The sequence below is a fragment of the Rothia nasimurium genome, assembly GCF_049068285.1.
Classification (GTDB): Bacteria; Actinomycetota; Actinomycetes; order Actinomycetales; family Micrococcaceae; genus Rothia; species Rothia nasimurium_I.
Map to the genome: position 1 here is coordinate 284,853 of NZ_JBLKPV010000002.1, position 20,364 is coordinate 305,216.

The 20,364-nt window shown below is 62.1% G+C and carries 17 protein-coding genes and 1 tRNA gene; 10 read left to right on the plus strand and 8 right to left on the minus strand.

Features of this window, described 5'->3' with window-relative positions; genetic code table 11:
* Window positions 1–60 precede the first annotated feature (60 nt).
* Window positions 61–1,830, plus strand: coding sequence for a bifunctional 3'-5' exonuclease/DNA polymerase (locus ACMXX3_RS03350; RefSeq protein WP_421083346.1), 1,770 nt, complete (start codon window positions 61–63; stop codon window positions 1,828–1,830).
* Between the two features lie 203 nt (window positions 1,831–2,033).
* On the opposite strand, the gene ACMXX3_RS03355 is transcribed toward ACMXX3_RS03350, so the two are convergent.
* Window positions 2,034–2,777 (minus strand): NUDIX hydrolase, encoded by a 744-nt coding sequence (locus ACMXX3_RS03355; protein ID WP_421083347.1) that lies wholly within the window; start codon window positions 2,775–2,777, stop codon window positions 2,034–2,036.
* Window positions 2,778–2,784: 7 nt separating this feature from the next.
* The gene (gene nth / locus ACMXX3_RS03360) at window positions 2,785–3,687 is read right to left on the minus strand and encodes an endonuclease III (protein ID WP_421083348.1); all 903 of its coding nucleotides are present in this window, start codon (window positions 3,685–3,687) and stop codon (window positions 2,785–2,787) included.
* A 177-nt stretch (window positions 3,688–3,864) separates the two neighbouring features.
* Between nth and acs the strand changes: the two genes are divergently transcribed.
* The 3 genes from acs to ACMXX3_RS03375 all read left to right on the plus strand — a co-directional run bounded on the left by acs (window position 3,865) and on the right by ACMXX3_RS03375 (window position 7,781).
* Window positions 3,865–5,802, plus strand: coding sequence for an acetate--CoA ligase (acs, locus tag ACMXX3_RS03365; RefSeq protein WP_421083349.1), 1,938 nt, complete (start codon window positions 3,865–3,867; stop codon window positions 5,800–5,802).
* 221 nt (window positions 5,803–6,023) lie between these two features.
* A complete protein-coding gene (aroQ, locus tag ACMXX3_RS03370; RefSeq protein ID WP_421083350.1) occupies window positions 6,024–6,479 on the plus strand; it encodes a type II 3-dehydroquinate dehydratase in 456 nt (151 codons plus the stop codon).
* 9 nt (window positions 6,480–6,488) lie between these two features.
* On the plus strand, window positions 6,489–7,781 hold the full coding sequence (locus tag ACMXX3_RS03375) for an APC family permease (RefSeq protein ID WP_421083351.1): 1,293 nt from the start codon (window positions 6,489–6,491) through the stop codon (window positions 7,779–7,781).
* A 72-nt stretch (window positions 7,782–7,853) separates the two neighbouring features.
* Here the strand turns inward: ACMXX3_RS03375 and ACMXX3_RS03380 are convergent, their stop codons facing one another.
* Window positions 7,854–8,741 carry a MarP family serine protease gene (locus ACMXX3_RS03380; protein WP_421083352.1) on the minus strand — a complete coding sequence of 296 codons (888 nt, stop codon included), beginning with the start codon at window positions 8,739–8,741 and terminating at the stop codon, window positions 7,854–7,856.
* Window positions 8,726–9,022: a CvpA family protein gene (locus ACMXX3_RS03385; protein WP_421083353.1), complete on the minus strand. Its 297-nt coding sequence runs from the start codon at window positions 9,020–9,022 to the stop codon at window positions 8,726–8,728. Before ACMXX3_RS03385 ends, ACMXX3_RS03380 begins: the two co-directional genes overlap by 16 nt.
* A 334-nt stretch (window positions 9,023–9,356) precedes the next feature.
* On the opposite strand from ACMXX3_RS03385, the gene ACMXX3_RS03390 reads away from it, so the two are divergent.
* Window positions 9,357–10,034, plus strand: a complete 678-nt coding sequence (locus tag ACMXX3_RS03390) for a Crp/Fnr family transcriptional regulator (protein ID WP_083091991.1) — start codon at window positions 9,357–9,359, stop codon at window positions 10,032–10,034.
* Between the two features lie 115 nt (window positions 10,035–10,149).
* Here ACMXX3_RS03390 and ACMXX3_RS03395 read toward each other — a convergent pair whose 3' ends face one another.
* The 4 genes from ACMXX3_RS03395 to ACMXX3_RS03410 form a co-directional block, all read right to left on the minus strand.
* Window positions 10,150–11,085 carry a hypothetical protein gene (locus ACMXX3_RS03395; protein WP_421083354.1) on the minus strand — a complete coding sequence of 312 codons (936 nt, stop codon included), beginning with the start codon at window positions 11,083–11,085 and terminating at the stop codon, window positions 10,150–10,152.
* Between the two features lie 131 nt (window positions 11,086–11,216).
* Window positions 11,217–12,185 carry an NUDIX hydrolase gene (locus ACMXX3_RS03400; protein ID WP_421083355.1) on the minus strand — a complete coding sequence of 323 codons (969 nt, stop codon included), beginning with the start codon at window positions 12,183–12,185 and terminating at the stop codon, window positions 11,217–11,219.
* Window positions 12,178–12,654, minus strand: coding sequence for a RidA family protein (locus ACMXX3_RS03405; protein WP_421083356.1), 477 nt, complete (start codon window positions 12,652–12,654; stop codon window positions 12,178–12,180). Before ACMXX3_RS03405 ends, ACMXX3_RS03400 begins: the two co-directional genes overlap by 8 nt.
* An 86-nt stretch (window positions 12,655–12,740) precedes the next feature.
* Window positions 12,741–12,944: a hypothetical protein gene (locus ACMXX3_RS03410; protein ID WP_421083357.1), complete on the minus strand. Its 204-nt coding sequence runs from the start codon at window positions 12,942–12,944 to the stop codon at window positions 12,741–12,743.
* A gap of 203 nt (window positions 12,945–13,147) precedes the next feature.
* Between ACMXX3_RS03410 and ACMXX3_RS03415 the strand changes: the two genes are divergently transcribed.
* The 5 genes from ACMXX3_RS03415 to ACMXX3_RS03435 all read left to right on the plus strand — a co-directional run bounded on the left by ACMXX3_RS03415 (window position 13,148) and on the right by ACMXX3_RS03435 (window position 20,329).
* Window positions 13,148–15,289 (plus strand): transglycosylase domain-containing protein, encoded by a 2,142-nt coding sequence (locus tag ACMXX3_RS03415; RefSeq protein ID WP_421083358.1) that lies wholly within the window; start codon window positions 13,148–13,150, stop codon window positions 15,287–15,289.
* 8 nt (window positions 15,290–15,297) lie between these two features.
* Complete coding sequence (locus ACMXX3_RS03420; protein ID WP_421083359.1) at window positions 15,298–16,251, plus strand: metallophosphoesterase; 954 nt, start codon at window positions 15,298–15,300, stop codon at window positions 16,249–16,251.
* Window positions 16,252–16,309: 58 nt separating this feature from the next.
* Window positions 16,310–18,244, plus strand: a complete 1,935-nt coding sequence (locus ACMXX3_RS03425) for an ABC transporter ATP-binding protein (RefSeq protein WP_421083360.1) — start codon at window positions 16,310–16,312, stop codon at window positions 18,242–18,244.
* 4 nt (window positions 18,245–18,248) lie between these two features.
* The gene (locus tag ACMXX3_RS03430; protein WP_421083361.1) at window positions 18,249–20,069 is read left to right on the plus strand and encodes an ABC transporter ATP-binding protein; all 1,821 of its coding nucleotides are present in this window, start codon (window positions 18,249–18,251) and stop codon (window positions 20,067–20,069) included.
* A 183-nt stretch (window positions 20,070–20,252) separates the two neighbouring features.
* Window positions 20,253–20,329 (plus strand) — tRNA-Pro (locus tag ACMXX3_RS03435).
* Window positions 20,330–20,364: the final 35 nt, after the last annotated feature.

Sequence of the window (20,364 nt, forward strand, 5' to 3'; positions counted from 1 at the left end):
TCTGCAACCATTTATGCCACAAAAAGAGCAAGCCTGTCTACCCCGGGCCATAATAGAAACATGTATATCGTGCTCGGCCCAGCGGCCTCCCCCCACCCCCCTAACACCTGGGAGGCCATCACTGTGACCGAGAGCGGCGAGGGCACCCACCGCACCTTCTCCCGGGATAAGCTACCCGACTTCGTCCGCACCGTAGAAGCCCACAACCCCCACCGCACCATCCGCTGGACCTGGACTGATACCCGCCACCTTCTCCCCCAGCTCCTCGCAGCCGGAATCTCACCGGCCTCCTGCCACGACCTGCGCCTCGCCCAGCGAATCCTGGCCACCGCCGCAACCCGCGCCGCCAACCACCTGCCCTACACCCCCACCTGCGACCTCAACCGCACCCCCGAACCCCCGCCCGGGCACCTGCCCGCCCGCCGCCAAATCGACGGGCAAACCTCCCTCTTCGACGACCTAGACCAGGTGCCCCCTGAGCCCCAACAAGCAACCGAACCGACCGCATCCGCCCTCCTCACAGAACTACGCGCCCAACTCAAAGCAGTCGCAGCCTCCCCCGCCCCCGCCCGGCTCTCCCTGCTCCTGGCCGCAGAATCCCAAGGCGCCCTCATCGCCGCCGAAATCAAACACGCCGGCATGCCCTGGAACCGCACCATCCACGAAAAAATCCTCGAACACGCCCTAGGACCCCGCCCCGCAGGCTACGACCGGCCCTATAAGATGGAGCGCCTGGCCGCCCGCATCCGCGAAGAACTCGGTGCCCCCAGCCTCAACCCCGACTCCCCCCAAGAAGTCCTCAAAGCCCTCCATGCCGCCGGCCACTCGGTGACCTCCACCCGCAAATGGGAACTCACCGAATGGGCCAACGCCGTGCCCCACCTGCGCGAAGAACGCTGGCAACTCGTGCGCCCCCTACTCGACTACAAACGCCTAGCCCGCCTCTACACCGCCAACGGCTGGAACTGGCTCGACGCCTGGGTCACGGGCAACCGCTTCCACCCCACCTACGAGGTCGGGTCAGCTGCCACCGGCCGTTGGGGCGGGCACGGCGGCGGGGCCATGCAAATCCCCAAGGACGTCCGCCCCGCCGTCCGCGCCGAAGAGGGCATGATCCTCACTGTCGCCGACGCCGCCCAAATCGAACCCCGTATCCTGGCCGTCATGAGCGGTGACCGGGCCCTTGCAATTGCCGGACGCGGCACCGACCTCTACCTGGGGATTGCCGAACTCGGCGAGCGCACCGGCAGCGTCCTCAAGGACCGCTCCCACGCCAAAATTGCCCTGCTGGCTGCCATGTACGGGGCTACCACCGGCGAAGGCGGGCAGCTCATGCCCCACCTCAAAAAGCTCTTCCCCGCAGCTATCGGCCTGACCGAACGCGCTGCCGAGGTAGGTATGCGCGGCGGGCAGGTCACCACTTATCTGGGGCGCACCTCCCCTGCCCCCTCTCATGCCTGGTTCCAGGCCCAGCGTAACCAGGTCACCGCAGCCGACGAACGCGCCGCCCGCTCAGCAGCCCGCGCCCACAGCCGCTTCACCCGCAACTTCGTCATCCAAGGCACCGCCGCCGAATGGGCCATCATCTGGATGGCCCAAATCCGCAAACGCCTCCGCACCGAACGCCGCTTCGGCAAACGCATGCAAACCCGCCTGGTCTACTTCCTCCACGACGAAATCATGCTCTACGGGCCCATCGGCGAATCAGCCCGCGCCGCCGAAATCGTGCACGAATCAGCGCAAGCTGCCGCCGAACTCCTCTTCGGCCCCACCGACGTCGAATTCCCCGTCACCGTAGTCACCACCGACGACTACTCGCAAGCTAAATAGGACGACACAGATATGGGCAGAATGGTATGCCTACGCCCGCAACCGCTCTTGCTCCTCGCCCAGGGGCTCGTCGCAATTCACCGCCAGCCCCGATCCACGCGGGCTTCTAGGCACACCATCCTGCCCCGACGCTCCCGCCCAGTTGGCTACACCACGCTCGTCAGTATCCCTCGTCCTACTGCCCCTGGCCGGTGTTACAGGTGTTAGCGTCCCACTTCCCGGGTGCGCTTTTTGTCCCAGGGTTCTTCCCAGCCCAGCTCTTCAAAGACTCGGGAGAGCAGGTTGCCGGTGAAGCCCCAGATGGTAAAGGGGGCGAAGTCGCCAGTCACGTCAAAGGCCGGGGACTTGTGCTTGGTTCGGCCGCGGGTCACCGTCATGGTCAGCCGGTTAGCCGGGTTGAGCAGGTCTGCCACCGGCACGCGCACCACTAGGGTTGATTCGTTCCGGTCTACTGCCTCCACCGGGGTTGGTAGGTCCCACCAGCCCAGCACGGGCGTCACCCGGTAATTGCTCACCGGTAGGTCCATAGCCGGAAGTTGCCCCAGCAGGCGCACGCCGTCTGCCTGCAGGCCGGTTTCTTCCACGGCCTCCCGCAGGGCAGCTACCTGCTGGGCGGTTCGGCCGGTGCGGGCCGCCTCGTCGTAGTCCTCGGGGTCAATCCGCCCACCGGGCAGGGCAGGCTGGCCGGCGTGGTGGCGCAGGGCGTCCGACCGCACCAACACCAAGAGATCAATATCCGACGCAACCGTCCTACACCCGGTATTCTGCGCCGGTGCCTCATCGAGCACCCCCATCAGCACCAAGACAGCAGCCTCTTTGACGGTGGCCGGGTCCATCTGCCCTATCGGCCACGAATCCTCGGGGCGCACCAGGCTCGGGGCCCGCTCCGCCAACTCCTGCAGGGCCGCCAGGGCAGGGTGTTGCCCAGCTGTCTCTTCCCCTGACATCTCTTTCCTAAGCACTGAGCGTCCACCCCTCTTCCCGCAGCTGGCGACGGGTAGCTCCCTGAACAAAGCGCAGGTGCAGGCGCTCGCGCCCCGGGGCCATCTCGTATTTGAGTAGTTTCTCTGCCGCTACCGGGTCGGTTTCCCCGCTGCCGTAGGCCGGGCAGAGGTCGGCGACGGGGCAGGCCCCGCAGGCCGGTTTTTGGGCGTGACAGATTCGGCGACCGTGGTAGACCAGGCGGTGGGAAAGCTGGGTCCAGTCCTTGGGTTCAAAAAGCTCGGCAACATCACGTTCGACCTTAACGGGGTCCTCTTCGGTGGTGAAGCCAAAGCGGCGGGCTAGGCGGCCGAAGTGGGTGTCGACGGTAAGGCCCGGCTGGCCGAAGGCGTTGCCGAGCACTACGAAGGCAGTTTTTCGCCCCACGCCGGGGAGTTTGACGAGGTCCTCTAGGGTGCCGGGCACCTGCCCGCGGTGGTCTGCTACTAGGTGGGTGGCCAGGTTCACAATGGCCTTGGCTTTGGAGCGGTAGAAGCCTAGGGGCCGCACGATGTCTTCTACGTCTTCGATTCGGGCGGACGCCAGTGCCGCTGCGTCGGGGTAGCGGGTGAAGAGTTCGGGGGTGGTGGCGTTGACGCGGACGTCGGTGGTTTGGGCTGAGAGGACGGTGGCTACCAGGAGCTCAAAGGGGTTGTCGAAGTCGAGTTCGGCAACCGCGTAGGGGTAGGTGTCGGCGAGGATCCGGTTGATTTTGCGGGCGCGACGGGTGAGGGCTAGGGGGCTTTCTGTCTCGCCGCGTGCTGCCGCGCGGGCGTGTTTTCGGGCGGACGCGCGTGCCTTGGGTTCGGGTACAGAGCGGGTTTCGAGCTGGGCAAGCTCATCAGGGCTAAGAGGTAGGTCTGCATTCAGGGGCATATCCCAAGCCTACCCCCGCCCTCCCTTGCGGTACCGGGGTAGCTGGTACCGGCGTCCTGATTTCGCGTAACATGAACACTCAAATTTGTGACTAGCGCTACAGGGTGCGCTAAGGTGAGAAAAAGTCCATTTGTGGCGTACATCAATGACGCGCCCTGCAGAAAAGGAAGGCACACCATGACCGACACCCCGGCCACCTACGCACCCAGCGCCGAGTTCTCAGCCCAGGCCAACGCCCAACCCGGCATCTACGAGGAAGCCAAAGAAAAAGGCACCGAGTTCTGGGCAGAACAGGCCCGCAACCTGCTCACCTGGTACAAGCCCTTCACCGAAACCCTCGACTGGACCAACCCTCCCTTCGCCAAGTGGTTCGCCGACGGTGAGCTCAACGCCTGCTACAACGCCGTCGACCGCCACGTCGAAGCCGGCAAGGGCGACCGCACCGCCATCCTCTTCGAAGGCGAACCCGGCGACACCAAGTCCTACACCTACGCAGAACTCAAGGACGAAGTCTCCCGCGTCGCCAACGGCCTTGAATCCCTCGGCGTCACCAAGGGCGACCGCGTCGCCATCTACCTGCCCATGATCGCCGAAGCCGTCATCGCTATGCTGGCCTGCGCCCGCATCGGCGCTGTCCACTCGGTTGTCTTCGGCGGCTTCTCCGCCGACGCCCTGCTCTCCCGCATTGAGGACGGCGAAGCCAAACTGGTCATCACCGCCGACGGCTCCTTCCGCCGTGGCAAGCCCTCCATGCTCAAGCCCGCCGTCGACACCGCCCTGGGCAAGGGCGGCTCCACTGTTGAAAAGGTGCTGGTCGTCAAGCGCAACGGCGAAGACATCAACTGGGTTGAGGGCCGCGACGTCTGGTGGCACGAGCTGGTTGCCGAGCAGTCCACCGAGCACGAGCCCTCCCGCCAGAACGCCGAAGACCCTCTCTTCATCCTCTACACCTCTGGCACCACCGGTAAGCCCAAGGGTATTCTGCACACCACCGGCGGCTACCTGACCCAGGGTGCCTTCACCCACAAGAACATTTTCGACCTCAAGCCCGAGAGCGACATCTACTGGTGCACCGCCGACGTCGGCTGGGTCACCGGCCACTCCTACGTCGCCTACGGCCCCCTGGTCAACGGCTCCACCCAGGTCATCTACGAGGGCACCCCCGACGCCCCGCACCGCGGTCGCTTCTGGGAAATCGTGCAGAAGTACGGGGTGACCATCATGTACACCTCCCCCACCGCGATTCGCACCATGATGAAGTGGGGCGAGGACATCCCCGCCCAGTACGACCTCTCCACCCTGCGCGTGCTCGGCACCGTGGGTGAGGCCATTAACCCCGAAGCTTGGCGCTGGTTCCACCGCGTCATCGGCGGCGGCAAGTGCCCCATCGTCGATACCTGGTGGCAGACCGAAACCGGCGCCATTATGGTCTCCCAGCTGCCCGGCATCACCGCAGCTAAGCCCGGTTCCGCCCAGCAGCCCATCCCCGGCATCACCATCGACGTGGTGGACGACCTCGGCGAATCCCTGCCCAACGAGCAGTCCGGCTTCCTGACCATCCGCGAGCCCTGGCCCTCCATGCTCCGCACCATCTGGGGCGACGACGACCGCTTCGTCGAAACCTACTGGTCCCGCTTCGAAAACATGTACTTCGCCGGTGACGGCGCCAAGCGCGACGCCGACGGTGACCTCTGGGTCCTAGGCCGGGTGGACGACGTCATGAACGTCTCCGGCCACCGCCTCTCCACCCCCGAAATTGAATCCGCCCTCGTCTCCCACCCCGCCGTCGCCGAAGCAGCAGTGGTCGGTGCAGCCGACGAGACCACCGGCCAGGCCGTCATGGCCTTCGTCATCCTCAATGACGAAGCCAAGGCAGCAGGGCACGATGAGGCCGAGCTGGCCGAGCAGATCCGCGCCCATGTGGGCGTCGAAATCTCCCCGATTGCCAAGCCCAAGCGTGTGCTCATTGTTGATGATCTGCCCAAAACCCGCTCCGGTAAGATCATGCGCCGCCTGCTCAAGGACGTCGCCGAAGACCGCCCGGTCGGCGACACCACCACCCTGGCAGACCCCACCGTCATGCAGGCTATTGAGGCTAACTTCAAGAAGGGCTAGCAGCGCGATATAACAGGATGTGGGGCATGCGTGCCCGCCGACTAACCTTCTTGCTGGCTCGCAAGCTCGCAAGCAATTCATGCCAGCCCCAGCCAGTCGGCTTTGGCACGCATGCCCCACATCAATAAAAGTTACTGTTCTTGACTAAACGCCCGCCCCATTCTGCTCCATCTATGGCAGCAAGCTGGAGGCGGGCGTTTTCGTGTGAAAAACTAGAAGCTATGGCAACACCACAGACTGCACCGCGACTCATCTCCGTCATCAACGGCCCCAACCTCAACCTGCTCGGCGTGCGCAAACCCGAGATTTACGGGCACACCACCCTGGCTGACATCGAAGCCACCCTCCGCGCCCAGGCTGCGGAACTGGGCTATGAGATCACCTTCATGCAGTCCAACCACGAGGGTGACCTCATTGACGCAATCCAGGCCGCCCGCACCGCAGCGGCCGGTATTATCATCAACCCGGCCGCCTACACCCACACCTCCGTGGCCCTGCACGACGCCCTTGAAGCAGCCGAGCTGCCGGTCGTTGAAGTGCACCTCTCCAACGTTCACAAGCGGGAACCCTTCCGCCACCACTCCTATGTTTCCCCCCAGGCGACCGCCGTCATTGCCGGAGCCGGGGCCCAGGGCTACGAACTGGCCCTCGCCTTCCTAGCCCGCCACCTGGGCTAATCCGGTACGATGGCAGCCCAACCTCAGGCTAAGCTCTCCCTGGCCGACGGCGTCTATATCGGCGTCGGATCCATGATTGGGGCAGGCCTCTTTGCAGCCTTTGCCCCGGCTGCAGCAGCCGCTGGCCCCTGGTTGCTTCTTTCCCTGGCCCTGGCGGCCTTTCTCGCCCTCGCCAATGCAACCTCCTCAGCCCAGCTGGCCGCCCAGCACCCAGAATCAGGTGGCACCTACATCTACGGCAGTCGCCAGCTGGGCCATGCCTGGGGTTTTGCCGCTGGCTGGTGCTTCGTCATCGGTAAGACCGCTAGTTGCGCCGCCATGGCCATGACCTTCGCCGCCTATCTGGCGCCGGGCTACGAAAAGCCCCTGGCTATTGCCGCTGTGCTTGCCCTCACCATCGTCAATTGCCGGGGAATCACCCGCACTGCGGCCCTCACCAAGATCCTCGTGACCCTGGTGCTCCTAGCCCTGACAGTCTTTTTCGGGGCGGTTCTGCTTGGGGTAGCCCCCGCCCCGGCGCTCACTAGACCCAATGCCGGGGCCGGGGCAGGTACGTCCGGTGGCCTCTTTCAGACGGCCTACGGGGTAATGCAGGGAGCCGGTCTGCTCTTCTTCGCCTTTGCCGGGTACGCCCGCATCGCCACCATGGGATCTGAACTTCAGAACCCGGCAGTCAATATCCCCAAAGCTATAACTATCGCCCTCACTTTTGTTACCGCCCTGTACCTCTTCGTTGCGGTGGCCCTAGTTCACCAGCTGGGCTATGCCAACCTGGCCCAGGCCCCTGCCCCTCTAGCAGCTGCCGTCGGTAGCTCCCCCGCTCTGGCAGCTCTCATGGGAGTCGCAGCAGCCCTGGCCGCCTTAGGCGCCCTCTTGGCCCTGATCACCGGCATCGGCCGTACCGGCCACGCAATGGCTACCCACAGAGATCTGCCCGGCTTCTTTGCCGCCCTGCACCCCGTGTACGCGGTGCCAGCTAGGATCGACATCACCGTGGCCGGTGCTGTTATCGCACTAATTCTGTTCTTTGACGTGCGCGGAGCTATCGGCTTCTCGTCCTTTGGGGTGCTGCTCTACTACCTCATCGCCAATATGGCCGCCTACACCCAAACCGGTAGCTACCGCCGCTACCCCAGCTGGTTGCAGGTAGCTGGGGTTATCGGGTGCGCCCTCGTGGTGACGACCCTGCCCGCAGAATCTATCACCGGAGGTCTTGTGCTCTTGGGGGTAGGGCTGGTGGTCTACCTGACCTATGCCCGGCGGATCCCCCAGGAATCCGGGCAGGCTTCGTCAGGGGAATAAAAGGAGCGGGCCGCTTGGGGCATAGGTTGAGCTATACCCCAAGCGGCCTGCTTTCAGCGAAAGCCCCTGGCTTTAGGCCGCGCACTGGCCAGTTGTAACGGCAGGAGAATCAGCATTCACCGTATTTAAGGCCTCAATAATAGTTCTGGCCGGAATCGCATAGCCGGTCTGGCTCTCCGTAGACTTAGCAAAAATCATGGCCATGACACGGCCGTCAGCGGTGAGGACGGGGCCGCCCGAGTTCCCCTGCTCAACCTGGGCAGCTAGCTGGTAGACCTGGCGGGAAGGGTTGGGCTCGCCGGTCTCAGCATTGACGGTCTGGGTGTAGCCCAGGCCCTGAACGGTAGCAGCCCGGTTCGAGAAGGGCCCGCCGCCGGGGAACCCCATAAAAGCAACGTTTGTACCTGCGGGAATCTCTGTGGAATCAACGGTCAGCCCAGCTACGGGGAAGGAGGGGGCGCTTAGAATCGCAATGTCTTCTTCCAGGTTGTAGTAGATCACCCGGCCGGTTGCAGCTTCACCACCGCGGCCCAGAACAGAAGGGGTGTCAATTCCAGAAACCACATGCGCGTTCGTCACGACCAGGCCGCCGCCAACCACAAAGCCTGACCCTTCAGACACAAAATTGCAGGCAGGGGCAGTGCCAACAATCTGCACGACAGATTTACTGGCTTCGGTCAGTTCGGGGGTCTCAAGCGCCTCAGTGGGAGCCTCTTGCTCGGGGTAGAGCAGCTGCGAAATCTCCGGCAGGCCAGCTGCGTGAACAATGCTGCTGCGCATCTGGGTAACTAGGTCCTGGGCTTCAGGCGGAACCACCTTCATCATGGAGGAAATGACCTTAGACTCTGCAGTTGCCGCGGTGACCAGGGGGATACCCAGGGGACGGACGACCAGTACGACAGTCACGATGACCAGGGCACTAAGACCCAGGTTCAGCAGGCCCCCTAAGAAACGCTCCAACCCGCGCAGGGGGTGCGGTCACTAGCCCGTCGCATCAGGCCACCCACCGTCATGCCGATAGTCTGGCCTATCACCAGGCAGAAAAGAACTGTGCCCAAGCCAGCTAGCAGATACCACTGGGTAGCAACCTGGTTGATAACCCAGGGGGTTGCGACAAAGGCAGTGCAAGCCCCCAGGACGAAGCCGAGAAAAGTACCTAAGGTGATAAAAAGTCCCTGTCGAAGGCCCATAAGAAAATACAGGCCGACAACAGCAATAATCACCCAGTCAAGAGCAGTCATGTGTCTTCCTTACTGCTTGAAGAATCTTTATGGCCTGACCACAGCCTAGGCTAGGCTCAGCGCTCACAGAATTATCACAGCCTACAGGTGCAACCTGTGAAAAGGGGGCAGAAAATCGGGAAAATAGGCTGAATTAGCTGGGGCCAAACAGCTAGATAGGGTGTTGCCCCGGTGATTTTTCATGTAGGCTCATAGTAGTTGAATAAGTCACAGAAAAAGGTGCTGTGTGATGTACTAGGCAAGGGCTATGCTTAATAGTCTGCCCGGCCCGTTCATACAGGATTTTCGCACGGGTCACTTTTTCTAAAAACCTAGTAGGAGCACATAGAGAACCATGGATATTGAAGTACTGCGTCGAGCACCACTCTTCGCCTCACTCGACGATGAAGCATTTGCAGCACTGACTGAGGACATCACCGAAGTTGACCTGTCCCGCGGCGCTACCCTCTTCTACGAGGGCGACCAGGGAGATCAGCTCTACTTCGTCATCTCAGGCAAGATGAAGCTGGGCCGCACCGCCTCTGACGGCCGTGAGAACCTGGTTGCCATCATGGGCCCCGGTGAAATCTTCGGTGAAATGGCCCTGTTTGACCCTTCCCCCCGTTCAACCAGCGCAACCGCCGTTTCTGAAACCCGCCTGGCCGGCGTCAAGCACGAGTCCCTGCGTAAGGCCATGGAGAAGTCCCCCAACATCTCCGCCCAGGTTCTGCAGGCCCTGGCCCGCCGCCTGCGCCGCACCAACGAGAACCTGGCTGACCTGGTCTTCTCAGACGTCCCCGGCCGCGTTGCCAAGGCCCTGCTTGACCTGGCTGACCGTTTCGGCCGCCCCGCCACCGACGGCGTTTTGGTTGCCCACGAACTGACCCAGGAAGAGCTGGCCCAGCTGGTTGGCGCTTCCCGCGAGACCGTTAACAAGGCACTGGCTGAGTTCGTTTCCCGCGGCTGGATCCGCCTGGAGGCTCGCGCTGTGGTCATTCTTGACCTGCAGCGTCTGCGTCAGCGCTCCCGCTAAGCCGGGCGCGGGCGTCCGTACCTGCTTTCACAACATCAAAAACCGGGTGGTCAGTTGAAGAACTGACCACCCGGTTTTTTGTACCTACGCGGGGGCAGCGGGCGGACGCCGGTGGTTAGCGGGTCTGCCAGGTGATGCCGTCGGATGAGGTAATGAGGGTGGTGCTGTTTGAGGGCACCCAGGCAGGGTAGCCAACTTCGAGGGTGTAGGTGCCGTTAGCGTAGTCGGCCTCTAACAGGTAGGAGGCGGCTGGGTCTAGCTCATGGGTAGTCCAGGTGAACCCATTATCGGCGCTGGTCAGCAGAGTTGCCCCTTCGGCACGGGCTTGGCAGTAAACCAGAACTGTCCCGCTAAGACGCTGGTGGCCGCAGAGCTCTAGGGGTTTGGCTCCAACCGTAGAGATTTTTCCGCCCATGAGCCAGTGGCCCTGGTCTGGGCTGTAGGTTGCGGCGTAGATGTCGTTGCTGTTGGCCAGAACCAGGCCGAAGGTTCCGCTCTCGTCGATGTCGGTGACCTTTTCAGCCTCAACCGGGGTAAGCGGAGCGGGAGTGTAAGGCTGGCCGGTGGGCTCGGGGGCGGACGTGGGGGCATCCTCGAGCACCTGGACGTCGCCCAGGTTGTCCGGTGGGGTTGAGGCACCCCCAGAGTCCTTACTATTGGGCCAACAGTCATAGGTTCCCTCAAGGTCCCGGGCAAAGATGAGGTTGACCTGTTGTGCCTCCCTGCAATGGTCACGGTCTAGCCATACGGGGAACTGGTAGTAGGTTTTCCCCTCATCTTCATAGCGGATCCAACCGGTGCTGAAGACCAGACCAATGAAGAAGCTAAAAGTCATTATCAGGGCAAGAGCACTTACCAGCAAGAGCAGAAGACCTTGAGCGAACCAGGTAGTTAGCAAGACCAGGGTGCTGCTTCTAGCTCCATCTAGCTGGGGGATTTTTCCCAGGCTCTTAAGGATATAGGCGGTGCCACACACCAGTAATGTAAGGGCCGCCAGGTAAGAGAGCCCCAGGCAGACCAGGCCTAGCCCGGGGATAAGTTGTAGCCCCAAGGCACCCAGTCCCAACCGGCCACCGGCAATCACCACCAAAAGAAAGCAGGCCCCCAGGGCTGCCCATCTGGTAAGTCTCTGTGCGAACGAGATGGGTACTGAGCTGGAGGCCTGATGCTTGAGGGGCACGACTAGACCTTTTTCTCCTGCACCGCCAGGTAGCAGGTCCCGCATTCTTTCTGCTTGACCTCTGCCATGTAGAGAGACACCTGGCGGCGCTTGCTCAAAAAGGCTACAGCCCCGGAGGCTTCAGCCAGTTGCTTGAGCAGGTGCATCACCCCGGGTGCTACCAGCTGGTCAAAGGGCACCCCCACCGTATCGTCCTGGCCAATTTCATTACCTAAGGCCGGGCTCTCGGGGTGGGCAACCAGGTCGCGGGCGCTGACCCAGCGGCCCCAGATGCCCTTGCCCTCCAGCAGGGATAGCCCCTGACCCACAGGTACGGCGCAGGTGAAGAAGTGCACGTCATACCGCTTGTGGTAAAAACCCGGCGACTGCCAGCGAGCCAGCGGTTTGAGCAGGTCAGCACGGACTTTCAAACCCCGACGGCCCAAATAGTCAGCCAGGGTCTTCTCCTGCTGGGCAATCTTCTGCCGGGCTTCCATGCACTCGTGGCCGTTCGCCAACTCAATGGTTGAACCCTCAGCGTCACCGGCCAGCAGCACCCCGGTCTCTTCAAAGACTTCCCGGACCGCCGTGGTCACTACCGCGCTAGCGGCACCGAGGTCGTCGGTGTCGAAGTTTTTAGCCCAGTAGTCCCCGCCCGGCCCGATCCAGCCGATGGGGGCTGCGTCCTCTTCAATACCCAGGCCGCCGGGGAAAGCCACCCGACCCATGGGGGATTTCACCCGGTAGGTCATGTAGGTCTCAACCCCGTTGGCCCCGTCCCGCACAAAGACAACAGCGGCAGCAGGTTTCGGCCGTCGTCCAGCCTGCCCGCCCTCTTCGAGCCAGGTGCGGGCAGAATCCTGCTGCTGGGGCGGGATCGGGTGCACTTTAACGACCGGCAGCTTAGCGGTTGCCGGGCGGGCAGGGGAACCGGACGTACCCGGCACGGGGATGCGCTTGAGGGCGCCGGTATAGAGGGGTGGGTTAGACATATTCCACGATAATCTCAACCTCGACCGGTGAGTCTAGGGGCAGGACGGGCACGCCAACGGCTGAGCGGGCGTGAACACCGGCGTCCCCGAAAATGTCGCCGAGGAGCAAGGAGGCGCCGTTGATGACGCCGGGCTGGCCGGTGAAGGCGGGGTCTGAGGCTACAAAACCGACGACCTTGACGATGCGGGTGACCCGGTCAAGGTCACCAATGACTGATTTAACAGCGGCCAGGGCATTCATCACTGACAGGCCGGCCAGCTTCTGGGCGGTCTCGGGGTCAACAAAACCGTCAGCGCCGGAGTCTGATACCTTACCGGTGGCGGGTAGTTCCCCCTTGACGAAGGGGAGCTGGCCCGAGGTGTACACGTAGTTTCCGCTGGTTACAGCAGGTACGTAGGCTGCGACAGGGGCGGCAAGTTCGGGCAGGGTCAGGCCGAGTTCGGCAATGCGTTCTTCAATCTTTGACACGGTTCACCTTCTGACTGGTTTGTGGAGCGGGGTGTACAAAACCGGGTCTAGGCATGCTGCCTAAAACCCGGTTTCGTGGTTTCTGTTTACTGGGCCTTCTTGCGCTTAAAGTAGGCGATAGGGTTGCCCTGAGTGGGGGCGACCATATTACCTGCGGGGGTGGCTCCGCTTGGGGCCGGGGCGCCGGGCAGAACTGCTACCAGTTCCCAGCCGTCTTCACCCCAGTTATCGAGGATCTGCTTGGTCGCGTGAATCATCAGAGGCACGGTTGCGTATTCCCATTTTTCCATAGCACCAAGCCTAGTCCACCTTCCCTCAAAATACGAAGAGGCTAGCTGGCTTGATGCGGTCGGTCAAGGACGGCAGGGTTACCGGGTGCGCCTGCAGGGCAGCTAGGAGGGGGCCGGGTGCTTGTCCTTTATGGGGATTATTCACAGGCTAGCTCACTCTGCTTTCCGGTGCGCTTTTAGCAGGTTGCAGATAAACTAGGGGAATGGCTTCTTCAAAGAACGTTCGTACCAGGCGCCGCAATCCAGGTGATGTGCTGCAGTTTTTCGCACTCAGCATTATCATGGGTTTCGTAGCAGCCCTCATTCTCGTACCGCCGACAACGGCGCTCAGTGCAACCGCAACCGCGTCCATGAACTGGTTCAAGAGCTTGCCCGCCACTATGAGTGACGGGCCGCTGTCTCAGGGCTCGGTGATTTACGCCAGCGACGGTAAGACCGAAATCGCGTCTTACTACGCCCGTAATAGCACTGAGGTTCCCCTGTCAGAGATGTCGCCCCACATGATTGATGCGATTCTCTCGTCTGAAGACCGTAATTTCTATGAGCACGGGGCTGTTTCCCCGATGGGTATTGCCCGTGCGCTGATTAATAACTTCATTAACCCCGAGAACCGCCAGGGTGCTTCGACCCTGACCCAGCAGTACGTCAATAACCTTTTGATCGACGCTGATGAGCAAGCGGGTAAAGAGGCTGAAACCCTAGGTAACAACAAGGATTACCTGGACAAGATCAAGGAAATCAAGTTAGCCATCTCAATGGAGCAGAACCTCACCAAGGACGAGGTGCTTGAGGGCTACCTCAACATCATTAACCTGGGTGGTTCGACCTACGGTGTTGAGGCTGCTGCCTACTACTACTGGGGTATCAAGGCTTCTGAGTTGAGCATCTCCCAGTCAGCTATTTTGGCTGGCATGGTGGTCTCCCCCAACGTGTACCGTCCCGATGTTAACCCTGAACTGTCTAAGGCCCGACGGGATGTTGTGCTGGGCACTATGTTCCGTGACGGCAAGATCACCGAAGACGAGTATTCAGATGCCCTCAACGAGGACATTGAACTCGACATTCACACCACCCCTATGGGCTGCTCTGTAGCCGGCGACTTCGCCCACTTCTGCTACTACGCTGTTGCTGACTTTTTGGGGGATGAAACCTACGGCGCTACTGAAGAAGACCGGGCCAACAACCTCTACCGCGGTGGCTACAAGATCATCACCACCATTGATGCCAGCGCCCAGCGCGAGGCCAAGAAGCAGGTAGAGGCCACCCAGCCCTCCACCAATAACCCTGACGACGTAAACGCCGCTATGGTCGCTGTTGCCCCCGGCACCGGCAAGATCATTGCCATGGCCCAGAACTCCGGATACGGCAACCCTCAGGAAACCAACTTCCGCGATAACTTCTTCAATTACAACGCCGATATTGCCCACGGTGGCACCGGCGGTTTCCAGCCCGGTTCAACCTATAAGCCCATTGTGCTGGCCCAGTGGATTAAGGACGGCAAGGGCGTCAACGCCACTATCGACGGTACTTCCCTCTACTACCCGCAGGAATTCAAGTGGCCTGCTAAGTGTGAGAAGGACGGCTACGTCCTCAGCGACTCAGGTCAGGGCTACGAGTTTGGTAACGCCGATGGCAGTGGCCAGACCTGGGGTACCGTTGCCTACGGCATTAAGAACTCCTATAACTCCTATGCCATGAAGATGGCCTCGATGACTGACGGCTGTGATGTTGCTGATCTGCGCGATAAGCTCCGCATTACCGACGGTGCCGGTAACGTCCCCTACAACCTCAACCGGCCTGCTGCCTACATCGGTGGTTGGGAAATCGGTACTACCCCGCTGATTCTGGCCAATGCTTACGCTACTTTTGCTAGCGGCGGCATGTACTGTGAGCCGCTGTCACTTGACAAGGTCTTGAAGAATACGGGCGATGAAGAGACCGAGGTTAAGGCCTACGAGTCCCAGTGCGAGCGCGTCCTGGAAGAGGATGTGGCCAACGGCGTGAGCTTCGTTCTCAAGCAGGTTCTGGTAGATGGCTCTGGCCATGAGCTGGGTATCGGTATGCCTGAGGCAACTGCGGCTAAGACCGGTACCACCGATAATTCAGCCCAGACCTGGATTATTGGCTACACCCGTGGCCTCTCGGTTGCTTCGTGGGTTGGCTCCCTCAACAACGGTTCTCGCCCCCTCAATGGCCTTTCCATTAACGGCCAGCGCCTGGCCTATGTTGACGGTTCGACTTATGCCGGTGCCCAGTGGAAGCGCTTCATGCAGGCTCAGGCTAAGAACTTCAATACAGACCCCTTCGATTTGCCCTCCCAGAAGGTTTTGGGCACCAGCCAGTAAGGAATCTTGTGAATTCTTTGAATTCGCGTGACGTGGCGGCTCCTGCCGGGTCCCTCGCTTCAACTGCAGTTGCGGTTTTAGCGGGGAGCCTGGTTGCGGGGGCCGCCACGGTCGCATACGCCCACTTTATTGAACTCAAAAATTTTCAGGTTCGACACGAGACTCTGCCGATTCTTCCGGCCGGTAGCCCGGATCTGCGCGTCCTGCATATTTCGGATATGCACATGATTCCGGGCCAGAAGCGCAAGCGGGAGTTTATGCACTCTCTGGCCGGTTTGCAGCCTGACCTTGTGATTAACACCGGTGATAACCTCTCCCATCTCAGTGGCCTGCCGGCCCTGCTCGATGCGCTCGACCCACTGCTGGACTTTCCAGGTGTTTATGTGCCCGGCTCTAACTGCTACTTTGCGCCCGTGCCTAAGAACCCTGCCCGCTACCTCTGGAAGCAAAACACCGGGGATGAAATTACAGAAGAGGGCCGGGCTGTTCTACCCACCCAGGATATGCACGACGCTTTCGATGCCCGGGGCTGGGTAGGGCTGATTAACCGCTTTGACACCCTAACGGTCAAGGGGGTGCGTCTTGAGTTCTCCGGGGTGGACGACCCCCACCTGGACTATGACCGCCACCCCGGCTTCTCCCCCACCGCTTTCAGCAGCAAGGAGGGCGAGCCCGTCCGCCTGGGTATCTGCCATGCCCCCTACCTGCGTACCCTTGCCCGCTTTGTGGACGACGGGGCTCAGGCTATTTTTGCTGGCCACACCCACGGCGGGCAGGTCTGCCTGCCCGGGGGTCATGCCCTGGTCAGTAATTGCGATCTTCCCCCGGCGAGGGCCAAGGGGGTCAGCTTCGAGAAGGACGTTCCCGTCCAGATTTCTGCGGGGCTGGGCACCTCCCGTTTTGCCCAGGTGCGGCTCTTCTGCCCGCCGGAGGCTGTGCTGGTGACGCTGACGGCCCGGTAGGCTGGGGCGGGGTAGCCCGCCTGGTTTTTGCAGGACTGCAAATGTAAGATTGGTTACTATGGCTTCCAGATTCCTGCGTGTAAAACCCCTCCCCACCCCCGATCCCGTCCCCCACGGGGCAAGGGAAGAACAGGAGGTCACCCTCTGGAACTATGCCAAACCCATCAGGGGTCGCTGGGTGGCTGGTCTCTTCGTTGCCCTAGCAGCGGCGGTCATTGCCATTTCTATCCCCCAGGCCCTGGGCTGGATTGTGGACGCTATGCTCACCGACTCCCCCACCGTTGGCGCGGTCTGGGCCGGAGGCGGGCTGGTCTTTGCCTTAGGCCTACTACAATCGGCCCTCTTCTTTATGCGCCGCCAGCTGGTCATTGAACCGGCCAGCACGGTGGAGAACACCATGCGCATTGATCTTTTTGATCGGCTGCTGCGTTTCCCCGTGGCCTTCCACGACCGCTGGCCCTCTGGCCAGCTGCTCACCCGGGCCATGAGCGATCTGGGCACCATTCGGCGCTGGACGGCTTTCGGCCTGATTCAGATCATTACGGTGGCTGTGCAGGTGACAGTCGGAACTGTCTACATGTTCACCGGCGCCTGGCAGCTGGGCCTGCTCTTCCTGGCCGCCCTGCCCCTGGCTTTCTTCTGCGTCTGGCGGTTCGTGCTGCGGTTTAGGGCACTGACCCGGCAAGCCCAGGAAAAGACCGGTGACCTTGCCACCACGGTTGAAGAGTCGGTGCAGGGCCTGCGCGTCCTCAAGGCCCTCGGACGCGGCCCCCACGCCCTGGCAGGCTTCACCGAGGGGGCCGCTGACTTGCGGGACCTCGAAATTGAGCGGGGCCGGGCTATGGGCCTTGTGCGGCTCCAAACCGGCTTGATCAGCGGTGTGACCCTTGCCCTGGGTCTGATCTGGGGCCTGAACCTGGTGGAACAGGGCCAGCTGACCGTCGGTGCCCTCACCAGTTTCTTCGCGACCGCCGCCATCCTCTTCGCCCAGGTGGAACGCTCGGGCATGCTACTCTCCATGTACCTGGCGGCCAGCGTCTCCATGGACCGCCACCGGCAGGTCATGGTGGGCGAAGCCGGGGAGGACATCAGCCTCACCGCCCGCCCCAGCCGCAGCGTCTCCACTCGGGCAGCGGCTCTGAGCTTCACCCAGGTTGCCTTCTCCTACGGCCAGGAGGAAGGCCCCGTCCTCACCGATTTCTCCTTGGACGTCGCCCCCGGCGAAATTATCGCCCTGGTGGGGGCCACCGGGTCGGGCAAGTCCACCGTCCTGCACCTGGTCCAGAGGCTCTACACGGCGAGCGCCGGAATCATCACCCTCAATGGCCGGGACATCGCGGCCCTCCCCCTGCCTGAGCTCCGCTCCCAGGTGGCGATCGCCTTTGAAGATCCCCTGCTGTTTTCAGCCAGTGTGCGCGAGAACGTCCTGCTGGGGGTTGATCGGGGCCGCTACACCGAGGCGGAGCTTGATGCCCTGGTGGCCCGGGCCCTGGACGTTGCTGCTGCGGGTTACGTCTGGGACCTGCCCGAGGGCATCCAGACGGTCATTGGGGAGGAGGGCATGAGCCTGTCTGGTGGCCAGCGGCAGCGGCTCTCCCTGGCCCGGGCGATTGCCGCCGAGCCGGCCGTCCTGCTTCTCGATGACCCCCTCTCGGCCCTGGACGTGACCACTGAGGAGGAGGTCGTTGGCAAGCTCAAGAGCGAGCTGACCTCAACCACCACCCTACTCACCGCCCACCGGCCCTCGACCGTGGCCCTGGCTGACCGCGTCGTCCTGCTTGAGCAGGGCCGGGTGCTGGCGGTAGGGCCCCACACCGAGCTGCTGGGCAACCCGGTCTACCGGGAGCTCATGAGCACCGAGACCTCCCTGCCCCCGCTGCCGGTCACTGACGCTAAAGTGAGCGCCGATGCTGGATCCGGCGCGGGGCGCGGCCCCGGGCAGAATCCCGGGCAGGACGCCCCCGCCCCAGCAACCGATGTGAAGGAGGGTTAGGCTCATGGCACCGAAGAACATTTCTGACGCCGAAGATAAGATCAGCCTCAGCCGGGAGGAAGCTAAGGCCGTGCGCCGCCGCTCCCTTGCCCTCCTACTCGACGTCCTCAAGCCGGTCCGGGCCCACCTGGTGCTGACGGTGGTGCTGGTCGTCCTTGCAACGGCCCTGACCACGGCCATGCCCTGGCTGATTTCCACCGCCATCAACGACGCCCTGGCTCCTCTTCTAGCCGGGGATGCCAATTACGCACTCACCCTGACCGCCCTCTATGCGGGGGCGGCACTTGTCGCCGGGCTGGCCACCTACGCCAATATCCTGCTGACCTACAAGATTTCGCAGCAGGTGCTCTATGACCTGCGCCTGCGCATGTTTGAGCACGCCCAGAAACTCTCGGTTGGTTTTCACGACACCTACACCTCCGGCCGCGTGATTTCCCGTCTGACCAGTGACCTTGATACGATCCGCCAGTTCCTGGACTCCGGCCTGTCGGAACTAGCTGCCATGCTGCTCTCCATCGTGTTCACGGTGATAGCGCTCTTCATCATGGACTGGCGGGCGGGCCTGGCCCTTTTCATCACCATGCTCCCGGTGGCCTGGCTGACCCGCTGGTTCCGTCGTGAATCCGAACTGGCCTACCGGGCGACCCGGGTCGCCTCTGCCCGCCTGATTTCCCGCTTTTCGGAAACCTTTACCGGACTTCGAGCCGTCAAGGCCTTCTCCGCTGAAGCCCCCGCCCGCGCCACCTATGCAGATACAGCTGAGGAGTACCGGGTGAGGGTCATGCAGTCCATCAAGGTTTTTGGCACCTACACCCCCGTTCTACAAGCGCTCGGTAACACCTTTGTGGCAATTGTGCTGGTCATTGGTGGCTACTCGATTCTGGGTGGCACCATGCAGGCCGGTACCCTGCTGGCCCTGGTGATTTACTCCAACCGGGTCTTTGAGCCGATTTTCATGCTCACCGACTACTACAACCTCTTCCAGTCGGCGGTCTCTGCCCTCGAAAAAGTCTCAGGATTCTTGGCTGAAGAGCCCGAGGTCGCAGAACCTGCTGTGCCTGCCCGCCGCGAGCGTCCGGCGTCCGGCCACCTGGTCTTTGAGGGGGTGGAGTTCGAGTACGTGGCAGGACGCCCCGCCCTGCACCGCCTGAATCTCGATATTCCTGCGGGGCAGCGCCTGGCCCTGGTGGGGGCGACGGGGGCCGGTAAGTCCACTATCGCTAAGCTGGTAGCTCGCTTCTACGATGTCACGGCCGGTTCTCTGCGCCTGGACGGGGTAGACCTGCGTAATCTGACCGATGAGCAGCTGCGCCGGGAGGTGGTCATGGTCACCCAGGAGGCCTTCCTCTTCAAGGGAAGCGTGGCCGATAACATTCGGCTGGGCAACCCGGAGGCCAGTGATGAGGAGGTCTTCGAGGCAGCCCGTAAGGTGGGGGCCTATGACTTCATCATGGGCCTGCCCCAGGGCTTTGACACCAACCTGGCAACGCGCGGCGGCAGGGTGTCGGCGGGCCAGCGGCAGCTGATTTCCTTTGCCCGGGCCTTCCTGGCTGACCCGGCCGTCCTCATTCTTGATGAAGCCACCGCCTCCCTCGATATTCCCACCGAGAAGCTGGTGCAGCGGGGCTTGGAGTCCCTGCTGGCAGGCCGCACCTCCCTGGTCATTGCCCACCGGCTCTCGACCGTGCTTACGGCCGACCGGGTGCTGGTGGTGGCCAACGGCAGGGTGGTTGAGGACGGCTCCCCCGCCGATCTCGTCAGCCAGGGCGGCAGGTTCGCCCAGATGGTCACAGCCTGGGAAGAGAACAACTCGACCGGCAAATAAGATCTATTGTTACCGCCCTAGGGTTGCCCCTCTTGGCAAACCCTGTGATGTTGGCTTACGGTAGACAGTAGCAACGCTGGTCAACGGCGCCCAGCGGTGCCTTACCTTCTCTTGCAATTTGGCAGGCTCCACACCTGCACGTTATACTTGAGAGGTTGTTGGTACCGCAGGGTATCACCACATCGGGATGTGGCGCAGCTTGGTAGCGCGCGTCGTTCGGGACGACGAGGCCGCAGGTTCAAATCCTGTCATCCCGACCAAGCAAACCGCCTCTGGCTCTAGCCGGGGGCGGTTT